Source organism: Streptomyces sp. NPDC058683 (assembly GCF_042716195.1).
Taxonomy (GTDB): Bacteria; Actinomycetota; Actinomycetes; order Streptomycetales; family Streptomycetaceae; genus Streptomyces.
The window spans coordinates 139,684-164,093 of sequence record NZ_JBHXSK010000006.1; the positions used below are offsets into that span (position 1 = coordinate 139,684).

A 24,410-nucleotide genomic window follows, 5' to 3' on the forward strand; every position below is an offset into this window, starting at 1 on the left:
ATGTCTGAGTCGTTTTCGCCCAATAAGGACTGGGACCCCAATCCGGTTTACGAACTCGGTAACGCCCTCATCGACTTCGGTGACTTCCTGGACGAGCAGGCCGCCAGGATGACCAGCGCCGAGTTCGATCTGAACCTCGGGGCATGGCAGGGCGATGCCGAGATGTACATGACTCAGGCGTTCGCCGACCAGCGCGAAGCGGTGATGGAAATCATCGAAGAGTTCTGGGACACCGGCGAGATGATCAACTATTACGCCATGCTCCGTACCGAGCAGGAGGCAACGCTCGCGAAGCAGGCACTGTCGGAGCTGATCGCGGGCCTCGTCGGTGTCTTTCTGGGCGCACTCCTGTTCGTGGCACCGGAGCTCCTCGGCCTCCTCGGCGCTGGGCTCGAACTCCTCGCGAACGTCGGTGGGTGGGTGGCGACCGCCGCCTCCTGGCTGCTGACGGTGGGGACCCGCGTCGGCCAGTTCGTCGGCAGCACTGTCACCGCGGTCGGCAACGCCCTGCCCGACTGGGTGGTGACGATGGCCGGCGTCACCGGGAAGGTCGCCCGGTTCGGCATCGAGTTCATGGGCGTCAACGCGGCTTCCGTGGCGGCGGGCAACGCCGCCGCCGGTCTGCAGACGACCGCTCAGCAGCTCATCCCTGTCCCCACTTCCCTGGAGCAGATCCCCGGCTTCATCTCGGACCTGGTGTTGTGGGGCGGGATCGGCGTCGCCGTGGCCTCCGCCGCCAAGGGCCTGGTCAATGTGGCCAGGGACAAGCTGGACATCCTCAAGGCCGATCTGAACGTCGGCGCCGGCGATGTGGGGACCTCGGTCGGCAACTCGTCGACGGGCAACGGCACCGGCACGGGTACGGGTACGGGTACGGGTACGGGCCTGACCCTGTCGTCCTCGGTCACCTCCGTCTCCTCCGTCAGCGGGACGATCGCCGACTCCTCCAAGGGCCTCACCAAGTCCGACCTGACGCTGTCCTCGGACATCGAGGTCAACTCGGCCGTGACCCGGACGCTCACGGGCACCACGGTGCGCACGTCCACGGACACGGCACCGGCACCGACGCCCGTCAAGGTGACGACGACCGGCGCCCCCGACGGCCCGAGCGCCGGCGACGGGGCGGCCGTACCCGACAAGGTGACCCCGGTGGACGCCGGCAGCTCCTCGGCGGTCAAGACGGTCACCGACGGCGCCACCCAGCCCGTACAGCCCGCGCCGAAGACCGAGACGGCCGGCGGGAACACGAACACGATCACGAGCGGCGTGACGGACGGCTCCACCGGCCAGAGCGTCCTGCACGACGTCGGCTCCGGCCTCAGCGGTGTGGCCAAGACGGCACAGGCCGCGCAGAGCACCGTGGACGCCTCGACGGCAGGACAGTCGACGGGCGGTCAGGAGTCGGTGGGCGCCGCCGGCGCGGAGCGCGTGGTGCGGACGAACCTGGATGCCCAGCCCGCCACCGCCGCCCCGCACCAGGTGGCTTCCCAGACGCCGAGCCCGACGACGGACGCCGCCGCCGGCGGCAGGGTGCAGGACACGGGTGGCAACGCGGTACCCGGTGCGGGGAAGGCGGCCGACGCCGGGGCGAGGCAGACGCAGAGCGCGCTGCGGGCCGTCGGCGACAACCATGCCGCCACGCCCGGCACGGGCGCCCGCACCGCGGGAGCCGAGGGGACGGTGTCCCCGGTGCAGTCCGTCGCGTCGGGGAAGCCGGAGGTCGTCCATTCGGCCGGTCCGGTGCGCGAGGCGTCGGTCGGGCACATCGAGGGCGGCGCCCGTACGGGTACGCCGGAGACGACGGGAAACACGGCTCCCAGGTCCGCGGTCGGAGAGCAGGGTGCCCGCGGTACTGCGGACGGCAGCGCCGCGGCGAAGGGGATCGGCTCCCAGGCCAACCTCGGGAACACGGCCGTACGGTCGGGGGCGGACCAGGGGCAACGCGCCTCCGGTGCCGCCGAGGGCACTCGCACGGTTCCGAACGCGGGACGCGAGCCGCTGAAGTCGGCCGCCGGTCTGGGCGGCCGGCCGGTGGGGCCCGCGGTCCGGGCGGACGCCAGGTCCGCGTCGGGCGAGGGCGGCGACTCTGCCGCGCTGGCCGGGCCCGCGAGGGACAGGACCACGCCGGTGGAGGCGGCCGAGGGCATCTTGCGGGCCGACGGAACGGTGCACGGAGCGTCGGCCAGGTCCGCGTCCGAGGCCGACGGGGCCGGGCAGACCCGGACGGGTGCGCCCGGCGAGACGTCACGTGCCCAGCGGGGCACGGACGCGGCGCGGTCGGCCACCAGGTCCGAGGAATCCGGCTCCGGGCGGACGGCGTCGGTCGGGAAGTCCGCCGACCCGAACATCACCCAGGCGGAACGGCAGCGAATCGCGGGCTTCAGGGAGGCCGCGAAGCTTCAGCGGGCCGACGACCACAACGCGGCCGCGGTCCACAACGAGGCCGCCGACGCCGCTGCGAAGTCCACCGACGCGACCGACGCGACCGACGCGTCGGGGGCGGCGCCGGAGGCACCGGGGCAGGTCCGGGACCACGCCTCGGTGGATCGGACGGCGGCGCACGACTCCGCCACCACCGGCACCGACGCCGATGCTGCCCATGCGCAGTCCGGGGACAGGGCGGGGGAGCAGCTCGGGCAGGAGCAGGTTTCGTACGACTACCGGCACGACGCCTCCGACGCGAGGAACGCCGCGTACGAGGAATCGCAGCGCCGGCAGAACGAGACGTATGAAGGCAGGCTGGCGGAGGAGGCGGAACGGGCCGAGCAGCGGCTGCAGCACAACCAGCGCCTGTGGAACGCCTTCGAGGACGTCCGCGGCGACCTGTCGCACGAGTATCCCGCGGTCAGGTCCGAGGCGGTCGCCGACATCGAGGCCGTCGTCAGGAGCGAGGGCGTCTCGGACCGCTACGCCGAGGGGATGGCCGGCTCCTATCGCAAGGCGATGGAGGAGCACCGGGACTACCTGAAGGAACATCCGGAGAAGCGGGCCGACGAACTGCAGGCCGGGGTGGACAGCGAGACCGGCGCCGTGTCGCACTCCCCGCTGCAGGCCAAGCTCGTCAAGGCACTGGAGTCGGTGCTGGACGACAGTTACCGGGGTCCGTCCCCCGCCGAGCTCGTCGAGGCGATCCAGCGGTCGTCGGACGAGAGTTCCGGGCCGAAGGACTGGGCCCGGAAGCTCGGTGTTCCGGAGGACCTCGTCTCCAACGTGGCCAGTGCCTACCACGAGGCCCGCCACGAGCAGCACCGAGCGGGAGAAACCGACGTCAACACCCAGGCGTTCGAACAGTCGCTGACCGCCAAGCTGGAAGACCACCTCGGGAACCTGGAACACGACCTGTCGGCACGCTCGTTGGCCGACCAGATGATCCGCGAGGAGAACAGGCTCCAGAGCGGTCAGCCGCGGCCTTGGCGGGAGGAGGTCAAGCAGCGGCTCGACGCGCGGCTGGAGGGCATCGAGAACGCCGTCCAGCAGGGTGACATCAGCGCCCGGCAGGGCGAAGCCGCGAAGCAGAGCCTCTACGAGGGACTTCCCCAGGAGTTCGCGCTGGAGGCCGCGGTGCGTCAGTTGCGCGGTGCGGCGGAGGAGGCCTTCGACCGTGCTCTGACCCATCGGGACCGCCCCGACGACAACGTGTTCGTCTCCGAGGCGCTGTTCGACCGGCGGCCGTTCTCGGCGAAGGACGAGGCGAACTTCCGGGCCGACTTCCTGGACGAGTTCAGCGCCGAGCTGCGCGACATCACCAAGCAGCTGGACCTGGACGGGAACCTGGTCCACCGGGACTTCATGACGGACCTGGTCAGCGGGGCCCAGCCGCGGTTCGACGCCATGGTGCGCGGCCTGGAGACCCGGCTGACGCTGGCCGAGGACGCCACGCGCAGCTTCGACGCCATGGCCGACGCCAGAGGCCTGGACCGGTCTTCCGACGACATCGGCGCGGTGCGCAAGGACTTCCTCGACGAGTACGCCCAGACCACCGGTGAACTCTCCGACGGCCGACCGGTGCGCGAACTCACCGGCGCCGAGTACGCGGACGCGGCCCACCAGTTCAACCGGGCCCTGAGCGAACTGGAGGCCCGCTGGGCAGGCAGGCTGGACGCGAAGGCCGCCGAGCGCGCCCTGCGCGAGCAGGCCGATGAGCTGCGCAGCAACTCGTTCGTCGCCTCCCAGAACGTCGCCGACAAGATACTCGCCGACCACACCAAGGCCTTCGACGACGAGATGACCGGGATCCTCGGCTCCCGCAGGCCGGAGGAGCTGTCCGCCGAGGACTGGGCGACGTACACGGCCGAACTGAGTCAAGCGCACATTCAGCTGATGCAGCAGATGGCCGCCCGGCACGACCTGCACGCCGGCCTGGAGAAGGCGCTGACGCAGGCGGACGACTGGCTCCACGCGGCCGCCGGCGTGCGGAAGGGGACCGAGCTGGGCTCGCAGGCCAAGCGGGTCCAGGACGACATGCACAAGACGCTCACCGACGCCTACCGCGAACGTGTCGGGATGCCCGAGGAGGGCCGGTGGTCCGCCGAAGAACTGAACGCGCGGGAAACGGCTTTCGGCGATGCGGTCCTGGATCCCTACACCCGATCCCTGGGTGACCGTCTGGCGTACGAGGGCGCTTTCGACGAGGCGCTGGCCGCCGGAGGCCGCCGGTTCAACGAGCTGACCAGCAAGGTCGACGAAGCTGCCGGAACGGTCTCCGGGCGCTACGCGCTGAACGGGCGCGACCTGGGCAAGGTGGCCGACGACTTCCGGAGCGATGCCGCACAGGCCCACCAGGAGATCTACGGCCCGAACGGCCGCGACGTCGAAGCCGCGCTCGGCACGGAGCGGGCGGCCGGCGACGTCTTCGGCACGGCGCGCGGTCAGGCGTGGCGCGACCTCGTGCACGAGGTGGAGATGCCCCGCCAGCGTGCCGAACAGGAGGCGTGGCGGACGCAGCTGCGGCAGCGATTCACCTCGATGGAGGCGGAGTTCGACGTGGGCCGGCAGGTCGAGACGCATGCGTCGGCCATCGGCTCCCAGAGCGTTCGCGAGACCTTCCGGCAGGACAGCCGGCAGGTCCTGGACTCCTTCAAGGAGGAGATGACAGGGGCCCGGACGCCGGACGACCGCGGTACGGCGGTGCGCGCCGCGCAGGAGAGGATCCAGGCCCTCTACGAGGACGCCGCGAAACTCGACGTGGAACACCGGCAGTGGCGGCAGAACCCCGAGTGGAAGGCCGACCTCTCCCGGCTGACGATCGAGCGGACCCCGTTCAAGGCGTCCGACCGACCGCACGAGCAGGCCGACGTGACGGCCACCCGGGGCACCGAGTCCCCCGACGCGCGGACGCAGCGCGCATCGCTGCCGATGGAGGGCCTGGGCGGGGCGCTGGCGGACCTTCGTGCCGGGATGGAAATCCGCGCACAGGTGTACCAGGAGTTCGAGCAGCGGCTTGCCGACAGCCCGGCGTTCCGGGGGACCATCCCGTACGCGGAGCAGGTGAAGACCAGGGAGTGGTTCGCCGACCGGTGGACGCAGGCGGCACAACAGCCGGACGCCGACCACGACGCGCTGCGCGCCGAGCTGGATGCGAGGCTCGCGCAGGAGTACAGCCAGGCGAAGGCCACGGCAGAGGCGGACGCGGTCTTCGACCGTGAGGTCGCCCTGTCGTCGGGGAAGCTGCGCCTGGCGGACACCTACTTCGGCAGCTCACGCGTGGCCCAGTCGATCCGGGAGGACTTCCGCCAGGCGGTGGCCGCGGCGATCACCACCGGCAAGGAGGTTCCGGCCTCGGAGCTGGCGGAGCAGTTCCGGCAGCGGTACCAGCAGGCGTCCAAGGACTGGTGGGCCGAGGAGCGGGCACACGAGGAGTTCCGTAAGGCGCTCTCTGTCCCCGAGGGGGGCGACCTCACGCGAGGGCGCCCGTCGTGGGCACAGGAGCAGCGTGCCTGGTACGGCAGTCGGCTTCAGGAGCTGCGCGAGCAGTACACCGCGGAGTGGCTCGCCGCCGGTCAGGGCCGGACCCCCGCGGAGACGGTGAGCCGCCTGGATGCGGCTGTCCGGCGAGTGGCGGCGGGTCTCCTGACCCGGGCCGAGTCCATGGGTGACGTGGTCCGGCAGGCCGCCGAGCTGACCCGGGCCCGGAGCGCGGACTCCGACTGGTCCGAGGAGCTGGCGTTCTGGCACCGGACGCAGCAGGCGGCGCTCGTCCACGACTTCGTCGCGTACGCGGCAGGTCCCCAGCCGGACGCCCGCATCTCGGCCACGGCGGAACTCGCCTTCACGCTCGACGCGTTGTGGGAGGCGGCCCGCGTCCGTCATCTCGCGCACCAGGACCTGGCCGGCGCACTGTCCGGCGTCCGGATCGATCCCGTGACCGTGGCCTCGGACGCGGTCGCCGGCTGGGCCCGCCAGGAGATCGAACGCATCCGTGCGGAGCACGTCCGGGCGTTCGAGCAGACGTACCGGAACACGACGGAGCCGGTGCCGTCGCAGCAGGAGCCGGAACAGGAACAGGTGTCGTTCGCCGACGGCCTGTCGGCCTTCGGGCTTGCCGCGCTCAAGGCCGGCGTGAACAGTGAACTGCGGCGGCAGAACTGGCCCAAGGGTCCCGTGAGCGCCGCGAAGGTGGCGCGGTTGTACGCCGCGCTGCCGTCGTACTGGAAGAAGGACCCGCAGTCGACCGCTCACGCGATCGTTCGCGCGGTGATCGCCATGAAGTCCGACGAGGAGATCGCCGACCTCGCGGACATGAAGCTGGGCATGGCACCTGGCGGTGCCCCGCGCGGGCCCGAGCCCGTGCAGGCCCACACCCCGATCCCGGACATCGTCGTCACCCCGCCGGCCGAGGACGTCCCGTCCGCCCCGGTCCAGCGGCCCAGGTTCCCCGGTGCGCGGATCGACGAGGAACTGGAGTCGCACCGGCCGGCCCGGCTGGACCGGGCCCTGCTGTCGCCGCCCGTCCACCAGGGCCCCAACCGGTTCGAGGACGGCAGCAGGATGCCGGACTACCTCAACCTCCTGACGTTCATGGCCGAGGGCGACCCGGATGTGCTCACCGACCCCGACCGCCTGGCCGTGCTCGACGACGCCGTCGCCTTCGGCCAGAGCGAGGTGACGCTGCGCGGCGCCGACCAGGTCACGGCGGAGATCGAGCGGCTGCTCGGGCAGGACCCGGAGACCCGGCCGCAGGACGCGCGACCGAGCGGCACGCGTCCGTCCCGCAGCGGCACCGACGACCTGCTCGGCCGGGTGGGACGAGCCCTGGCGACCGCACCGCGGACCTTCGCCGGCGATGGGCGTGACTTCGTGTACCGCACCGCCGAGGGGCGGATCCGCACGCTGCACGTCAGGACGCGCAACTACGGGGAGTGGGAGCGGTTCGGCGACGGTGCGGGAAAGGTCACCAAGGTCGACAACCTGAACCGCAGCCAGGTCACCACCGGGGCCGGCAAGACCGTCGCCACCACCCGTCAGCTGGCTCCGGGCGTGCCGGTGGGGCCGCCGAGCGCGCTGTTCGCCGGGTTCGGCCGGATCTCCGCGCGGTTCGGAACCACGCAGGCCTTCGACTACCTGATGAGCCAACAGGTGGTGCGCCAGAGCGAGAACCGCTCTGCCGGCGCCTCCCACCTGCATCTCGACGATGTGTACTACGAGTTGACCGTCACCGACGGACCGCTGCGGGCCGCTCGCAAGGGCGTCCTGGGCACCTCGTGGCGGAGCAGGCCCGCTGAGCAGCCTCTTCCGGACCAGGCCTACGGCTTCGCGGTGCGCGACGGTCTCGGGGTGCGGCTGCCGGACAGCCTCACGGACCAGTCGCAGCCGGGCCGGACACCGAGGACGATGCAGCTCAGCGTGGAGTCCGACTACCGGATGGTGTACACCGAGGACTTCGGTCCGGTCCGGGAGATCCGGGACTGGGCGACGAGCAGGATCGGTGCCCAGCCCGGCAGTTCCGCCTTCCAGGAGCTCGACGCGCTCTTCTCCTCCGACAGCTTCCAGCAGCTGGCCGGGCGGCTGAACCACTCCCGGGTGACCAGCGTCCCCCTGCTGGCGGACGACAGGAAGCGCACCCCGCTGGGCGCGTTCGTGATCGACCGGGTGATACCGGGACGGGCGAAGTTCGTCACCGAGACGGACCTCCAGGAACTACGGGAAACCGGCCAGTTGACGGTGCGGAACGAGCGCAGGGAGACCAAGTCGGTCAATCAGGACTTCGCCGCGGTCGCGGGTCCGACCTTCAACCTGCCCAGTCTGTTCGGCCTCACCGACGCGGTGAAACTCCGCCTCCAGTTCGGGCCGAGCGCACGCTACGGACACACTTCGGGGCGCGCGCAGACAACGGGCGGTTCCGGCGCGCTCAAGACGGTGGGCCAGGTGAAGGACACCGTCACCGGTCTGTACCTGGTCGAGAAGACCGTCCATGTGCGCAAGACCGGGGACGCGCAGGCGACACCGTTCGTCACCTGGAGCCTGGACCGGATGACGCACACCGAGGCGCGCCGGTTGGCCGGATGGGACGACGGCACGACCCTGCGCGTGGGGACCGGCGCGGAGCCGTTCGCCCCGGCGTATCTCACCGAGAACCGCCCGCCCACCCTCGGCATGAGCCGGGTGGAACAGTTCACCTTCGCCGACGGCCGGTACAGCGGCCAACCTGCCGCAGCCGCCCCGGCGGTGGAGGGCGCCGACGGCATCGAGCTCCCCGAGACGGCCGCCGGACCCGGGCGGACCCTGCTGGACACCCTCATCGACCAGGTTCTGGAGGTGGTCAGCCAGAAGTACCCGGAGATGGTCGCCCCGCTGGCCCAGCTCGGCGATCCGTCCGCGTGGCGGAACCCCGCGCACTACCAGATGGTGCTGTCCAACACCCTGACCGTCATCAACACGCTGTCCCACCACAGCATGGCCGGGAACCTGGAGGCGATGACCACGACCGGTATCCGGGTCGGTCTGGTGGAGCCCGGCCGGGCCACCCGCGGCTACCGGTACATCTGGCTGGACGCCGAACTGACCGACCGTCGCTACGAGGGCACCCAGAACGACCTCAAGATGCGGCAGAGCGCGCCGGGCGCCACCTCCGTCGCCGGGCAGCAGAGCATGTCGCAGAGTGCGGGCGGCGGGTTCGAAATGCTGGCATCGGTGCGTGACAAGTCCGTCGACAACGTCGGCGCCCCCACGCACGGTGGCACCGGGCAGCTGGGTTACCAGGCGGACAGCCGGACGCAGCACGCGATCGGCTACGGACCGAGCGCGACGTTCGAGCCGATGGCGGTCAGCAACAAGCCGTCCCACCTGTACAGCTACGCCTTCAAGCTCACCGCGAGCACCGGTGGCTACTGGCGCTTCCGCAGCCTGCTCCGGGGCATTGCCTCGCTCGGCATCCTGGGCACCCAGCCCTTCGTCTTCAGCCAGGCCAAGACCGAGATCCTCGGGGACACCGCCGCCGACCCCGCCACGCGGGGCCGGGTGCTGCTCAGCGTCCCCTCGGAGGACATGCCGACCCGGAACCCGCACGCGGCGGGCGCCGTCAACCCGTACGCGGGCACGGACGCCGACCGGATCACGCGCGAGCCCATGACCTCCGCCGAGGCCAAGGCGCTGGCGGAGGGGTCGCTCTCGGCCATCGACGCCGCCCGACAGCCCGGGCCGCTCGGCCAACACCCCCACCACACCGTGTCCGTGCTGGCGCTGGGCGGTGAGCCCGGCATCGTGGACCGGGTCCTGAAAAAGGCCTCGGGAGGGCTGTGGCACCTCACCGAGGAGGGCGCGCCCGCGCACGACGCGGCGGTGCGCTCGGAGCGGGCGCAGTTCCTGACGGCGGACTTCGACCAGAGTTCCGGCCCGCTGGGGTCGCGCACCACAGGGCTGTTCGGCAAGGGCCCGTACCTGAACTACCTGGGGACCGTGGTGCACCGGGTGCGGGTGACCGCGCTGCGGGCCCTGGGCCGGCCCACGGTACTCAGGACCGAGACGACGGTCGGCGGCAGCACCCAGGCGTCCGGGTCCCAGTCCAAGTCCTTCACACAGTCCTTCGGCGGCGCCCTGATCTACAACCACTCCCACTCGGCCGGCCCGGGGATCACCGGCGGCTACGGACTGGTGGTTCGCCCCTGGTGGCGCTCCCGGGGGGAGTCGTATCAGGTCTCCCGGACCATCACCTCGGACATCAACCGGGTCGACGCCGGTCACCAGGTGCTGGTCGCCGGCGACGCGGAACACGAGGTCGCCGCGGGGGTGCGTACCGCCGGCCTGCTGTCGCCGCTCTCGCGACTGCTGCCGAACCGGGTGCACGACTGGGCCGGCGAACGGTGGCAGGTCAGCGGCGGCTGGCTCGGGCACATTCCCGAGCGCAGCGCTCACCTGCTGAAGGTCATCAAGGACGCGGCAGGCGCGGTGCCGATGTATGACATCAGCCGGTGGAAGCAGCCGGAGTGGTTCCGGAACAATCCCTTCGCCACCTATCCGGTGAACTCCCTGGACACCACCAGGGTCCTGGACGACTTCGACCAGAAGGTCCGTGACCTGGGGATCGACGACGCGAGCCGGGAGGCCATCCGGCAGCTGGCCTCGGCCCGGGTCGTCCGCGCGCTGCGCCGCGAGATGACGGGCATCGGTACCTCGACGCCGGCCACGATCGGTGGCCCCGGCTGGAAGCGGATCAGGATCGGCGCGCGGACGGTGCGGGTGCGGGCGCGGCTGATTCCGGACGCGAACGGTCAGGAGTTCACCGGGCTGTGGCCGGGCATCGAGATGGAGGACCACCGGCTGGCGGTCGAGACCGTCAGCGAGGGGTTCGACGCGACGAAGGGCCGCGACATCGGCGTGCTCAACACCGAAGGTGTGCACACCTCCAACCACGCGGTCACCGCGGCGGGACCCACGTACGCCGAGACGGGCTCCAACCGGCAGACGACGTCCGGGTCCCGGTCCGCCACCCGTACGAAGCTGCTGTCGACGTACACCAATGAGCCGCACGCCCAGTTCGCCACCCGGTACCGGCTCGAGCTCAGCATGGAGATCGAGGGCGACAAGGCGGAGTCGAGCCTCGGGAGGAAGCGGAAGGCGAAGAAGAAGCAGCAGGTCCTCACCGAGGGCGACGTCGGCACGCTGACCGAACTGGTGGCCACCAGCCTGATGCGGCCGGACACCTCGGCGGCCACCGCTCAGGACGCCGCCCCCGACCCGCTGGCCCCGCCGGAGCCGGACGCCGGACCGGCCGGCGTGAACGTGCTGACCGGAGATCAGATCCCCACGACGCCCGCGCAGCTCGCCGACTGGCGCGCCACCCTGCACCCCGACGGCACGACCCGGCCGTTCACGATGCCGGCCGAGGGATTCCAGGTACGCACGGTGGTCGGAGCGGAGCGGGTCCAGGCCGCGAACGTCATCGCGCTGGCCAAGGCCTACGACAACACGCTCTCCGGCACCCGGGGAACGCTGGCCGGCGCGGCGCTGGACCGGACCCTGGACAAGGCGACGGCGGGCGGCCTGACCGCCCCGGGCACCGGCTCCGCGCAGGCACTGGAGGACGGCACCGGGAAGGGCGCGCTGTCCGCGTTCTACCACGACAGCGCGAGCAGCGACGGCTATCAGGTCGCCGGGCTGACCGAGGACCTGTTCGCGGACCGGTCCGAAGGCGCGCTGGCCATGTACTCCAGGCCGGACTTCGCCGGTGCGGAGTTGCTGACGGTGGCCGACAACGTCCGGATGGAGGCGGCCGACCGGTACGCGGAGAGCGACAACGTGACCGCGTCCCAGGGCGGTACCCAGGACTCGTCGCTCGGCGTCTTCCCGGCCGTCAAGACCGACATGGTCGGTCTGACCGGCCCCGGTGCCAGCGGCACGGGCTCCGACACCATCGAGACCGACGGCCGGTTGATCACCGAGGAACTGGTGCAGCAGGACCGGGTCAAGCCGAAGGCGGCCCGCGCGTTCGCGTTCGCCGTCCCGGTCACCTGGCTGAGCGTCGCCGACGTGAACCGGCAGTTCAAGGACGGCTCGATCGGCACCTGGGTCCGGGACCACCTGATGGGCCCCTTCGGCGGGGTCAAGCCCGGCCCGCAGGCCGTCGAGTCCGAGAGCCATGCCATCGCCTGGGTCCGCGAGGACGTCGCCCGTGACCTCGGGCTGATCACCGACGCCAACTTCCCCCCGCAGGTCGCCAAGGCCTGGGACCGGGTGAAGGACGCCGGCAAGGCGTGGTCCGACGCCGACGGGAAGTACTGGAAACTGCGCCGCGGCCTCGCCGATCTGCAGGACGCCCTCGACGCGGCCGGGGCAGCCAGGTCCGTCAGCCGCCGTGACCGCGATCAGCGCCGCGCAGCCGCGCGGCAGGAACACATCGCCGCCCACGCCGAACTCGTCGCCGCGATCGCGGCCGCCGAAGCCCGGCGCGACCGCCCGTCGTCGGACCAGGTCGCGGAGGCCCGGACCACGGCCGAGAACACCCGGGCGGCGGTCGAAGCGCTCGATGCCGAGCGGGAGGCACTGAGCGCGTCGCAACCCGAGCACGACGGCCGGGCGGAGTTCGGACGCGACCAACTCGACGCGCTCGACGAGCGGATCGACCTGGCGCGACGGGCCCAGGACATCGCGGACAGGCGGCTCGCCGAACTCGAGAAGGGCGAGCTGGACAGTCGGCAGGCCGAACTGTTCGAGACCGTCAAGGAGGCCAGGCAGGCGGCCGGCGCACGGCGGGCCGCGGTGGACCGGCAGGTGCAGGCCGCCGACGAGAACGTGGCGACCGCCGTCCGGGCCTTCCGGGCGGCGCAGGAAGCTCTGGACACCCGGGTCCGGGAGGTGGGCGAGCAGCAGACCGCCGCCGAGGCCGCAGCCGCCGCCTTCCACCAGGTGCGGGCCGAGACCGACCGGCTGACCCGCTGGCACCGGCTGCCGGACGACCCGCGGAACGCGGACAACCCGGACGCGGCCCGGACCCGGGCCGGAGTGCCCGAACCGGTACTGACACCCGCCACCGCCAAGGCGAAGGCCAAGGCCGCACCGCGCCCGCGCTACGCCGACGCCGTCGCTGCCGACGGCTCGCCCGCGCTGATCGCACCCGAAGACGGCACCGTGCACCGCCTGGTCGACGTGCCGAAGGACGGCCGCTCCTTCTTCCACGCGCTCGGCGCGAGCCTGCGCCCGGCCGGTGACGCGGACACCCTGCGCGGGGAGTTCGCCGACCGGCTGGCCGCGCTGCCGGACGACTCACCGCTGCTCGCCTACGTGACCCCGGACACGAAGGACACCTTCACCGACGCCGAGTTGCGCGCCGCCGGAGTCGACCTCGGGGCCGACACCCCGCAGCGGCGGGAGTTCGACGCCCTCGGTGTGCTCCCGCACTCGGCCGGACCGGAGCCCACCCCCGCCCAGCGCCATCGTCCGCTGACCGCCGCCCAGCGCCGCGCCATCGCCGTGGCACAGCTGCGCCGCCCGGCCGGCGTGAACGACGGGACCGGCGCTGACGGCGAGACCCGCGCGGTCGACGAGACCGGCTGGGACCACAGCGCCGCCGACCTGCTCGCGTCACTCGCCGCCCAGCGGTTCGGTGTCGTCATCCGGGTCGTCGCGGCGGACGGTGCCTTCCAGGACTACGGGCCGGACCCCGATGCCCCGGCCGCGGCCGACGCCCAGAGGGTGGAGCTGTACCTCGCGGACCGGCATTTCCGCCTCGTGGAGTCGACGGCGACCGAAGGAACCGCCGGCAAGGCCGCGCGGCCCGAGGCGACCTCGCCGCCCGTGCCCGTGGGTGACCTGCCCGCACACGCCACCCGCCCCTGGACCTGGGAGGGTCTGGACGACGCCGCCTACGCGGGCCGGCCCCGGTTCGACGCGGCGTCCCGTCCCGGGCAACTGACCGACCCCGACGGGTATGTCTCCACCCTGGTGGAGCCCCCCGGTGACGGGAACCGCTTCTACGCGGCCGTGACGACGGCGCTGGCGTCCGCCCGGGACCAGGCTCCCGACGCGTCCGCCGTGACCGTCCCCGGTCCGGCCGAAGCGCTGCCCGCCACCGCCCGGCTCGCCCCCCGGACGACGTTCCGGCTGGGGGAGCTGACGTCCGCAGGGCTGACGCTCACCCCGGAGCAGCTCCGTGAGTTCCGGCAGAGCGGGGGCCGGCTGCCCGCGTCCCTGACGCTCACCCGCCCGCAGGAAGAGGCCCTGATCCGGGCCCAGCTGACCGCGGCCCGGCGCTGGGACCGTGCCACGGCACTGCTGGCCGCCGAGCTGACCGCGCGGGCCAACGGGATTCACCTGACCCTCGTCCACGAGGACGGCACGGTCGACACCTTCGGCACCGCGGCCGTCCGCGGCGCGAACACGGTGACGGTGTACGAGCGCGGGGACGAGTACCTCGCGGCCGTCCCGGTCGCCCCCCTCAACCCCGCCCCGCCCCTGAACCACCGGGCCGGCACCACCAGCCGGCCCCCGACGACCGCCCAGCCCTCCGAAGAGCAGTCTCCCGCCGGGCGCGGCAAGCAGGCCGTGCGCGACGAGCAGCCTCCCGTTGTGCGCGACGAGCAGGCCGTGGCGCAGACACCGGAGGAGCGAGCGGCCGCTGTCGCCGAGGCATGGGAGGAGCGTGCTGCCGCCGCCGCGGAATGGGAACGGCTGAACGCCGTGCTCCGTACGGCGGAGGAGGCCAGGGACACCGGCGCCGGTTCGTCCAGCGCACCCGACCCGCGGGTGGCGCCGCGGCAGCGCCAGGACGATGCGGCGGCCCGCATGCAGGCGGCCGAACGGCGACTGGCCGACCTCGGGGTCGATGTCCAGCAGAGCCTCACGGCCCCGGCGCCCAGGCCGCCGGTCATCCGTGACCTGCGGGATGTACCGGAGCCCGAGCCACAGCCGGTGGCCGTGGCCGAGGTGCCCGTGGCCCCGGTACCCGCGCCGTCCCCGTCCGTGCGGGGCGAGCAGGCACCGGACGCCGAGCCGCAGTCGGCGCCTGCGGCCGAGGCGCCGGTGCATCCGTCGGAGGAGAACCTCGTCGCCGCGCCGCTCCCGGCGGTCGACGGGCGGACGGTCGTCCAGGTACCCGGCCAGGAGGGGCTGCTTCTGCAGGCTCCTCGCGGCGCGGCTCCGAGGCTGCTGGGGAACGGTGCCGATTCGGGCTTGTTCACTGTGGCGAACGTGAGCAACAAGGTCGTGGTCCAAGAGCTGGCGGCGGCCGGTGGTCCGGCCGTACACACCTGGGCGTTCACTCGCCTGGGCCGTCTGCGTGTCGCGGAGGAGAACGTCCGGCTCAGCGAGGGCTCCTTCGACGGCTCCGTGATCACGATCGCGAGCGGAAACGTCGGGGACGTACCCGCCGACGGTGCCGAATGGCCGGCCAAGCTGGGCGAGGGCGACGAGATCGTCATCGCCTCGACGACCGGCAACCAGATCTACCGCCGGACCACGGGTGAGTTCGTCAGGGTGTCCGCACCGGATCTCGCCCCACCGGTACGGCCCGGGCACCTGCCCGGCGTGCAGGGTGAACGCTGGGACGCGGCCGTGAACCTGGCCCGGACCCATCTGGCCGCGGCCGCGGCCGACCAGCAGCTGAAGCATTACATGCTGGATGTCACCGTCAGCGCGTTCACGTCCAAGAAGGGCTACGGCGGTTACCTCACTCCCCGCGCCCTCGCGGGCGATACCGACCTGGCGGCCAAGGCCCGGACCTTCAACGAGATCACCAGGGGTCTGCTGTACGCGGGTCCGAACCAGCGCGTCACCCTGTGGCGCGGTGTGTCCATGGACCCCGATGCCGCACAGGCCGACCGGTTCCTCGAGCGGCTGCCCGCCTCCACCTCCAACTCCCGTGAGTTCCAGGCCACGTGGGCCAGGCACGGCATCAACAGCAACCGCGTGATCTTCGAGATCGACGTCCCGGCCGACCACGGCAAGCTCGCCATGGCCTACCCGCCCGGCTACGCCGGAACAGGCGGTGACGCGCCCGCACTCAACCAGGGGCAGTGGGAGGTGACCCTCGCCCCGACCAGGCTGATCCGCACCGGCCCGTCCCGGGTCGAGGACGGCATCACCGTCATCCCGGTCCGCGCGGAGCAGATCCCGGCGGCCGAGCTGGAGAGCGTGATCACCGAGCCGTGGCCGGGTCTTCCGTCGGCGACCGCGTTCGACGACTTCGGCAGGGCGTTCGAACAGGACTCCCTCCGCAGGTGGCCCGGCCTGCAGGACGCCACGGTCCGCGAGGTGGGCACCGACCCGCTGGTCCGGTCGTTCGTGGTGAGCCGCCCCGGCCTCGTCGACGAACTCACCATCACCGTCACCCACAAGCCGGCCGACGACGCGGTCTCGGTTACCTTCTCCGGCGACGGCGTTCGGCTCTTCAGCCAGGAGTGGAGCGGAACCGGCTTCAGCGATCTCGCGTCCGACCTGCGCGGCGACGTTCTGTACAACAACGATCTCTTCCCCAGGCTCCCGACCCCCGCCTCCTGGCAGGACGCCGCCGCCGGTCCCGCCCCCGCCGAACTGCTCCCCAGCATGCCTGCCGCCCCTTTGAGCAGCCCGGGGAAGAGCGCCCTTTCGAATCCGGCACAGTCGAACGAGGCCGCCACAGCCACCTTCGCCGCCGCCCGGGGTGCCGTCGATCCGGCCGCCACCGGTACGGCCACGTCGTCGGGGCCCTGGACCTCAGGAAAGGTCACCTTCAAGGAGGGCTCCAGGGAGATCGACCCCCTCCAGCACGGTTACCTCACCAAACTCGTCCGCAAGGTGGCGGAGGTGGGACTGCGCGACATACGGGCGGGCCTCCAGGCACCCTGGGTCACCATCACCGGACACGGCAACGGCTCGTGGCTCACCCCGGGACGCGGTGACTGGGGTGCCCAGGACACGGGCCAGGAGCGTGCGGACGCCGTCGCCGACGTGCTGCGGACCGAGATGGGGAACGCCCTGGACCTGCTCCAGCGGAACGACCCGCCCGCCGCCAGGCATGTCGGCTCCGGCGAGTTCGAGATCCGCAGCCGCAGCGAGGGACGGAAGACATCCGCCGACGGCCAGAACGACGGCGCCGACCTGCGGGCCCTGCGGCGGCAGGCCGACATCGAGATCCACCTGGCACCTCGTTCACAGGCCGTCGAACTGCTGGACAACCTGCGGTCGGCCGGCCCTGATCGCGCGCTGCGCGAGGCGCCCTTCGACCCGGATCCGCTCGCCCGCCAGATCCTGCACCTGGACGCGCAGCCGGTGCGGGACGACCAGCGCCACGAGCTGTACGCGCTGGTGGACGAGGCGATCGCGGCCGGCCGGGCGACGAGCCTCGCGGCGCTCGGTGCGTACCACCTCTGGCGGCAGGGGGCACTGTCCGACGCGACCCGGATCACCGCTCCGGACGGCAGGGCCCTGGGCCGCAACTGGCTGGGCGGCCCGGTCACGGACCTGGCCACGAAGTCCTACCTCCAGGTGCGTGAGGGCACGGTCGTGGACAGCTCGAGTGCGTTGTGGCGGCAGCCGGGGTCTGGTGACACCCGCCCCTACGTCGTCGCGGCCAAGGGTGATCACGACCATGTCGTGGTGCGGTTGCCGGGCGGTTCCGAACCGCGTGTGCCGCTGGAGGAGTTCGCCGAGCTGTTGACCATGGACCAGGACCTGGTCGCGCTGGACGACCAGCTCCCCGTCGTACTCGCCGTCCCGCACGCGGGTGCCAGAAGTCTGCGCCTGCCGCGTAGCGTCGCCGCCCGGATCGACCGGACCGTGTGGGCGCACAGCGGCGAGGTGACGCTGCACCAGGACTCGTCCGCGCGGCGGCCCCGGATCGCGGTGGTCGACCGCAGGACCGCCAAGGAGCCGCTGGGCAGCTGGTTCGCCAGCACCCCGGACTATCTGGCGCTCGACGGCTCGGCGGCCGGGGTCGAGGAGCGGTTCCTGCGCGCGAGCGACGGGACGCTCATCCCGGACGACGAGATCATGAGCCACACCCTCGCCGCAGCCGGGCGCCCGTACGGCCGTGCCATCCTCGACAAGGAGGACACGGTCGGGCGGGAGATGTACTTCGGATCCCTGCTGACGATGAACGAGTACGCGCACATCGATCCCGTCAGCCAGCGTCTGTACGGTGCTCCGGAGAACGTGCCCTGGGCCGGCCGGGAGGCGTACTTCTTCAACCTGCACGGGAAACCGGGCGCGTTCTACATCGTGCGGGCGGACGGGACCGACAAGCGTGCCGGCGGTGACCAGGTCGGCAAGTATCTGCGGCGGAGCCCGAGTTTTCGGCGGCTCCCCGCCGACGGCGTCCTGGTGCTCCTGTCCTGCTGGGTCGGCGCGGCCACCGACGGTCGCCCTGTCGTCAACATCACCAGCCGTGCCCCCTTCGTCGCCGACCCGCTGGCGACCCCTTCCGAGGCTCAGCAGGTGGCCAACCAGGTCGACCGCACCGTGTTCGCGGTCGACCGGGTCCACTACTTCGCCTACGACACGGGAGTGAAGCGGCACGGGATCGCCACGACCGCCGAAGGCGGGCGGCGTCAGTGGCTGGAGCTGCGGCCGGAGCCGACCGGTGCCGCACTCGACGACCTGGCCCGCACGGCGGGCCTGCACACGGACGCGGGCCAGGCGTCGGAGGAGACCAGGGAGTCGACCCTGCGGCTGGTCCGCGCACTGCGGCAGGTGTTCGGTGCCTGGGTCGAGGACGACAGGGACGACGCCTACGGGGAGTATCAGCGGCTGCTGCGCGGCATCGGTGCGCTGGAGCTGATGCGCCGCAACGATCCGGGGCTGCGGGACACCGCGCCGTTCACCATGGACCTGCTGGAACGTGCCGCCCGGTCCCATCTCGGACGCCCCGCGGGCTCGGCCCTGGACTCGACGGACATCCTCGCGGTGCTGGAGGCGTCCGGGACCCGGCCCGCCGGGATCGCGCTGCGCGACTTCGTTCCGCTGCCGTCGGTGGACGAGGCTCTCTCGTGGCTGGCGAAGGGCGATCCCGGTCAACGGGCCACCGAGGTACTGGGGTTGGGATCCGATCCGGTCACGGCAGTCCACCGGCAGCGGCTGCTGTGGGCGACGGTCAAGGCCGTCGAGGGTCTGCTGGCCGCCGCCGACATCACCTCCCTGACGGTCAAGGTCCTGCACCTGGATGCCTCCGGCCTTCCCGTGGACGACGCGCGGCGTACGGAACTCCTGTGGACGATGGCCGGGGCGGCCGCGGCCGGCCGTGACGTCCACAGCCCGACGGCGCTCGCCGCGTTCCACCTCGAACGCAACGGGGCCCTGTCCAAGGACACGCTGCTCCTCTCCTGGAGCGGCCGGGTGCTGGGCCGCAACTGGACCGGAACACCGTTGACCGACCCGCTGGTCAGGGACAGGTACATCGCCCATGACGCAGCCGTCAACCCGGCCAGTGCCGTGGTCCGCACGGTGCCGTGGCAGACCCCCGGAACCGGCACGGGTACGGGTACGGGTACGGACAGCATGGCCTTCTTCGTGCTGGCCGACGGCGGTCGCGACCACATCGACATGCCCTGGCCGGACGGTACCCGTCGCCAGGTGCCCCCCGAGGAGATCGCCGAACTGCTCGTCAACGACGACGAGCTGAACAGGCGTTCGGAGACGGTGCCGATCGTGCCGATCGTGCGGAACGCCCCTCGCAGCCGCCCCCTGATGAGGGCGCTCGCCGACCGGGCGGCGACCGGCAGGACCGTCTTCATGCCCAGGCAGAACATCGATCTCTTCCACGACACCGCGGCCGGCGACCACTACATCATCGTGGACGAACCCGGCCAAGGGGCGAGCTCCACGACCGGCTGGGTCAGCACCGACCCCGTGGCTCTGGTCTCAGCCACCCCGGCGGTGACCGTCACCAACGCGATGCCGGCAGCCGAGACATCCGCTACGCAGACCGCTCCGCCGACACCGCATGTCGAGCCGACGTCGGCTGTTGACGACATGGGTTCCACTGAGCAGGCCACCACCGACGGGACCGTGTCATCGCGGCTCTGGACCACCGGAAGGGTCTCCTTCGAGGAGGGCTCCAGGGAGATCGATTCCAGCGGGCGCGGCTACCTCAGCACTTTCGCCCGCAAGGTGTCGGAGGTGGGTCTGCGTGACGTAAGGGCAGGACTTTCGGCCCCCGAGATCACGGTCACCGGGTACGGCAACGGCTCGTGGCTCACGCCGGGACTCAGCGACTGGGGCGCCCTACGCACGGGCCGGGAGCGCGCGGACGCCGTCGCCAAGACGTTGCGGACCGAGATATGGAACGCCCTGTACCTGCTCCAGCAGAACGATCCGCCCTCCACCAGGCGTGTCGGCGACGGCGAATTCATGATCACCACACGCAGCCGGGGCCAGGACCTCGTCACCGACGGCTCGTTCGGCGGCGCGGAGCTGCGGGCCCTGCGGCGGCAGGCGACGATCGAGGTCGAGGCGGCGGCCCAATCGTCGGCCTTCGAGCAGTTGGACGCCCTGCGGCTGGCCGATCCCGATCCCGCGCTCAACCAAGGCCTCTTCGATCCGGATCCGCTCGCCCGCCGGATTCTGGGCCTGCCGCCGGCGGAGAAGGTGACGAGCGCCCATCGACGTGAACTGCACGCGGTGATGGACGCGGCCACCGCGGCCGGCCGCGCGACGAGCCTGGCGGCGCTGAGCGCGTATCACCTCGTACGGCAGGGAGCGCTGTCCGCCGCGACCCGGATCACCGCTCCGGACGGCAGGGCCCAGGGCCGCAACTGGACGCGCGAGCCCGTCGTGGACCTGATCTCGATGTCGTACGCCAAGCTGCGTGCCACCCGCCTCGACGACCTCGATCCCGCCCTGTGGCATGCGGCGCCCGGTGACCACCGCCCCTTCGTCATCGTCGCCGAGGGGGACCAGGACCATGTGATGGTGCGCCTGGCGAACGGTTCCCGGCAGCGTGTCCTGATGGCGGACTTCGCCGAACTGCTCGCCATGGACCCGGACCTGGCCGCGCTCGACAGCGGGCTCGACGTCGTTCTCGCGGTACCGGGAGCGGGCGCCGGGAACCTGCGACTGCCGCGCACCGCCGCCGCCTCGACCGGCAGGACCGTGTGGTCGCACAGCGGCGCGGTGTCCTTGTACCAGGACCCGAGGGAGCACCGGACCCGGATCGCGGTAACCCATCGCGAGCGCGCGTTGGAGCCGCTGGGGAGCTGGTTCGCCAGCAAGCCGGACGAACTGAAGGCCGGGGATCCGGCGGTGGAGGCCGAGGACCGCGTCGTACAGACGATCGACGGCACACTCGTCCCGGACGACGAGATCCTGAGCGTGACCATGGCCGACGACGGCGTCCCGCACGGCCGCGCCGTCTTCGACAAGGCGGACATGCTCAGCCGGGAGTTGTACTTCGCCGCGGCGCCCGTGATGACGGAGAACCGGCATCTCGACCCCGTCACCGGGGTGCAGCTCGGTGCCGTGGACGACGTGCCCTGGGCGGGCCGTAAGGCGTACTACTTCTTCCTGCACGGGCAGCCGGGCGGGTTCTCGCTCGAACGGCGGGACGGCACCGCCAAGTGGGCCCGCGGCGACCAGGTCGGCGGGTATCTGCGGCGCAGGCCGAGCCTGCGCGGGCTGGCCGCCGACGGCGTCATCGTGATCATGTCGTGCTGGGCCGGCGCCCCCGCGGAGCGGTCCACCACCGTGAACGCCGCCAGCCGCGCACCCTTCGTCGCCGACCGGCTGGAGACCGTCTCCGAGGCCCAGCGGGTGGCCAACCAGACCGGCCGTACCGTGTTCGCGGCCGACCGATCGCACTACACGGCCAGGGACTCCCTGACGCCAGAGCATGGAATCGCCACGACCGCGGACGGCAAGCGCGGCCATTGGGCGGAGCTGCGCCCCGAGCCGGGCGAGACGGAGCTGGACGCCCTGGCCCGCACGGCGGGTCTGCACACCGCCCAGGGCCCCGCCCCGGCGGAGACCAGGGTCGCGACCCTACGGCTGGTGCGGGCCCTGCGAGAGACCTTCGGCGTCTCGGTGGAGGACGACAAGGACGATGTCTCGGGGCGCTACCAGCGGCTGCTGGGCGGTATCGGCGCGCTGGAGACGATGCGCCGGGACGACCCGCTGCTGCGGGACACCGGGCAGTTCACCCTCGACCTGCTGGACCGGGCAGCCCGGTCCCGGCTCGGACGGTCCCCGGCCCCCGGCACCGCCGTGGCACCGGACGACGTCGAGACGCTGCTGGACGCGGCGCCGACCCAGCGGCCCGGAACGGCGCTGCGTGACTTCGTTCCGCTGCCCTCCGTGGAGCAGGCCCTCGCCACGCCCGCGGTCGCCGATCCCGACCTGAGGGTGCGCCACGTCCTGCGTCTGGGATCGGCACCGGTCACCGCGGCGCACCGGCAGCAGCTGCTGTGGGCGATGGTCCAGGCCGTCGAGACACTGGAAGCCGCCCCGAACGTGGACGCGCTGGCCGCCAAGGTCCTGCATCTGGGTGCCCTGACCGGTCCGGTGGACGACGCGCGGCTCGAGGAACTCTTCTGGACGGTCGCCGGGGCCGCCGCGGCCGGCCGCGACACCGGCAACCCGGTGGCGCTCGCCGCCTTCCAGCTCGAGCGCAACGGCGCCCTGTCGTCCCGGACGCTGCTCCGGTCGGCGAGCGGCGCGGTGCTCGGGCGCGACTGGACCGGCGGGCGGCTGACCGACCCGCTGGCCACGGAGAGGTACCTCTCCGTGGCGGACGGCGCCGATCCGGCGCGTGCCCAGGCCAGGAGTGCCCCGTGGCACGCCTCCGCGAACAGCGGGGACCGGACCCCTCAGGCCTACTTCCTGCTGGCCGACGGCGGTGCCGACACCATCGACATGCCGTGGCCCGACGGCACCCGGCGCCCGGTACCGCACGACGAGATCGCCGAGTTGCTCACCAACGACCAGTACCTGACGTCCGTCAAAGTGACCAGGCCCGTGGTACCGGTCGTGCCGCACTCCGGCAGCGGCACCTCCCTGACGAAGGCCCTCACCGACCGGGCGGCGATCGGCCGGAAGGTCTACTCGCCCGCGGTGGACATCCAGCTGTTCCACGACACCAAGGCCGGCGAGCACGTCATCGTCGTGACCACGCCGCCGGGCGGGCCGGGCTCCGCCGACTGGATCCACACCCGCCCCCCGAAGGTGGCCTCGCCGGCCCCGGGGGTCACGGCGACGACCGTCGCGAACGGCGGGACCGCCGTCACCGATGTCACCGACGGGATCGACGAGGCGTTGCACGCCTCCGCCGCACCGCCCATCCCGCACGTCGAGCCGCCGTCCGCCGTCGACGCCGCTGGTCTCCCTGATGCCGCCGCCGCGGACACGACCGCGGCCTCGGGGCCCTGGACGACGGTGAAGGTCACCTTCGAGGAGGGCTCCAAGGAGGTCGCTCCGGATCAGCTCGGCAACATCGCCGCTCTGGCCCGCAAGGTGGTCGAGGCGGGGCTGCGCGACATGCGCGAGGGGTTCGCGACACCGTGGATCGCCGTCACCGGGCACGGCAACGGCTCGTGGCTCAAGGTGAGAAGCAGTCATCGGGGCGCCACACGCACGGGCCAGGAGCGCGCGGACGCCGTCGCCGACGTGCTCCGGACCGAGATCGGCAATGCCCTGGACCTGCTTCAGCGGAACGTTCCGCGCCCCGCCGACCGTGTCGACGTCGACGCGTTCAGGGTCTCCAGCCGCAGCAAGGGACGGAACGTGGCCGCCGACGGCTCCGCCCTGCGGGACCTGCGCCGGCAGGCGGACATCGACGTCGAGCTGGAGCCCCGCTCGCCGGCCATCGAACTGCTGAACAGACTGCGGCTGGCCGAGCCCGGATTCGGTCTGGCCGACGGAACCTTCGACCCGGATCCGCTCGCCCGCAGGCTCCTGCACCTGGATCGGGACAAACCGGTACGGGAGGCGCAACGCCAAGCACTGTACGACCTGGTGGACGAGGCGCACGCGGCCGGCCGGGCGACGAGCCTGGCGGCGCTCGGCGCGTTCGACTTCCGGAAGCGGGGGGCGCTGTCCGCCGCGACCCGGATCACCGCTCCGGACGGCAGGGTCCTGGGCCGCAACTGGACGGACACTTCGGTCGGGAACATGGTCACGGCGTCCTACCACCAGGTGGACGGGAGCAGCCTGCAAACCCCCACGGCGTTGTGGGAGCAGCGGGGAGCCGGTGACAACCGCCCCTACATCGTCGCGGCCAAGGGCGGTGACGACCATGTCGAGGTGCGGTTGGCGGACCGTTCCCGGCCGCACGCGACGCTGGAGGAGTTCGCCGAACTGCTGGCCATGGACCAGGACCTGGCCGCGCTCGACGGCAGGCTCCCCGTCGTACTCGCCGTCCCGCAGGCGGGTGCCGGGAGCCCGCGTCTGCCGCGCACGGCCGCGGCCCGGACCGGCAGGACCGTGTGGTCGCACAGCGGCAAGGTGAAGCTGCACGAGGACCCGTGGACGCGGCAGACCCGGATCGCGGTGATCGACGACCAGTCCCTGGGGGAGCC

At 72.2% G+C, this 24,410-nt stretch carries 1 protein-coding gene (running past one end of the window); it reads left to right on the forward strand.

Annotated elements, in window-relative coordinates:
- Nucleotides 1-24,410: the 5' portion of a lonely Cys domain-containing protein gene (locus ACFWXC_RS08800; protein ID WP_384475270.1), read on the forward strand. Its footprint extends 2,962 nt past the window's final position; the window shows 24,410 of its 27,372 coding nt (coding positions 1-24,410); the start codon lies at nucleotides 1-3; the stop codon falls past the right edge of the window.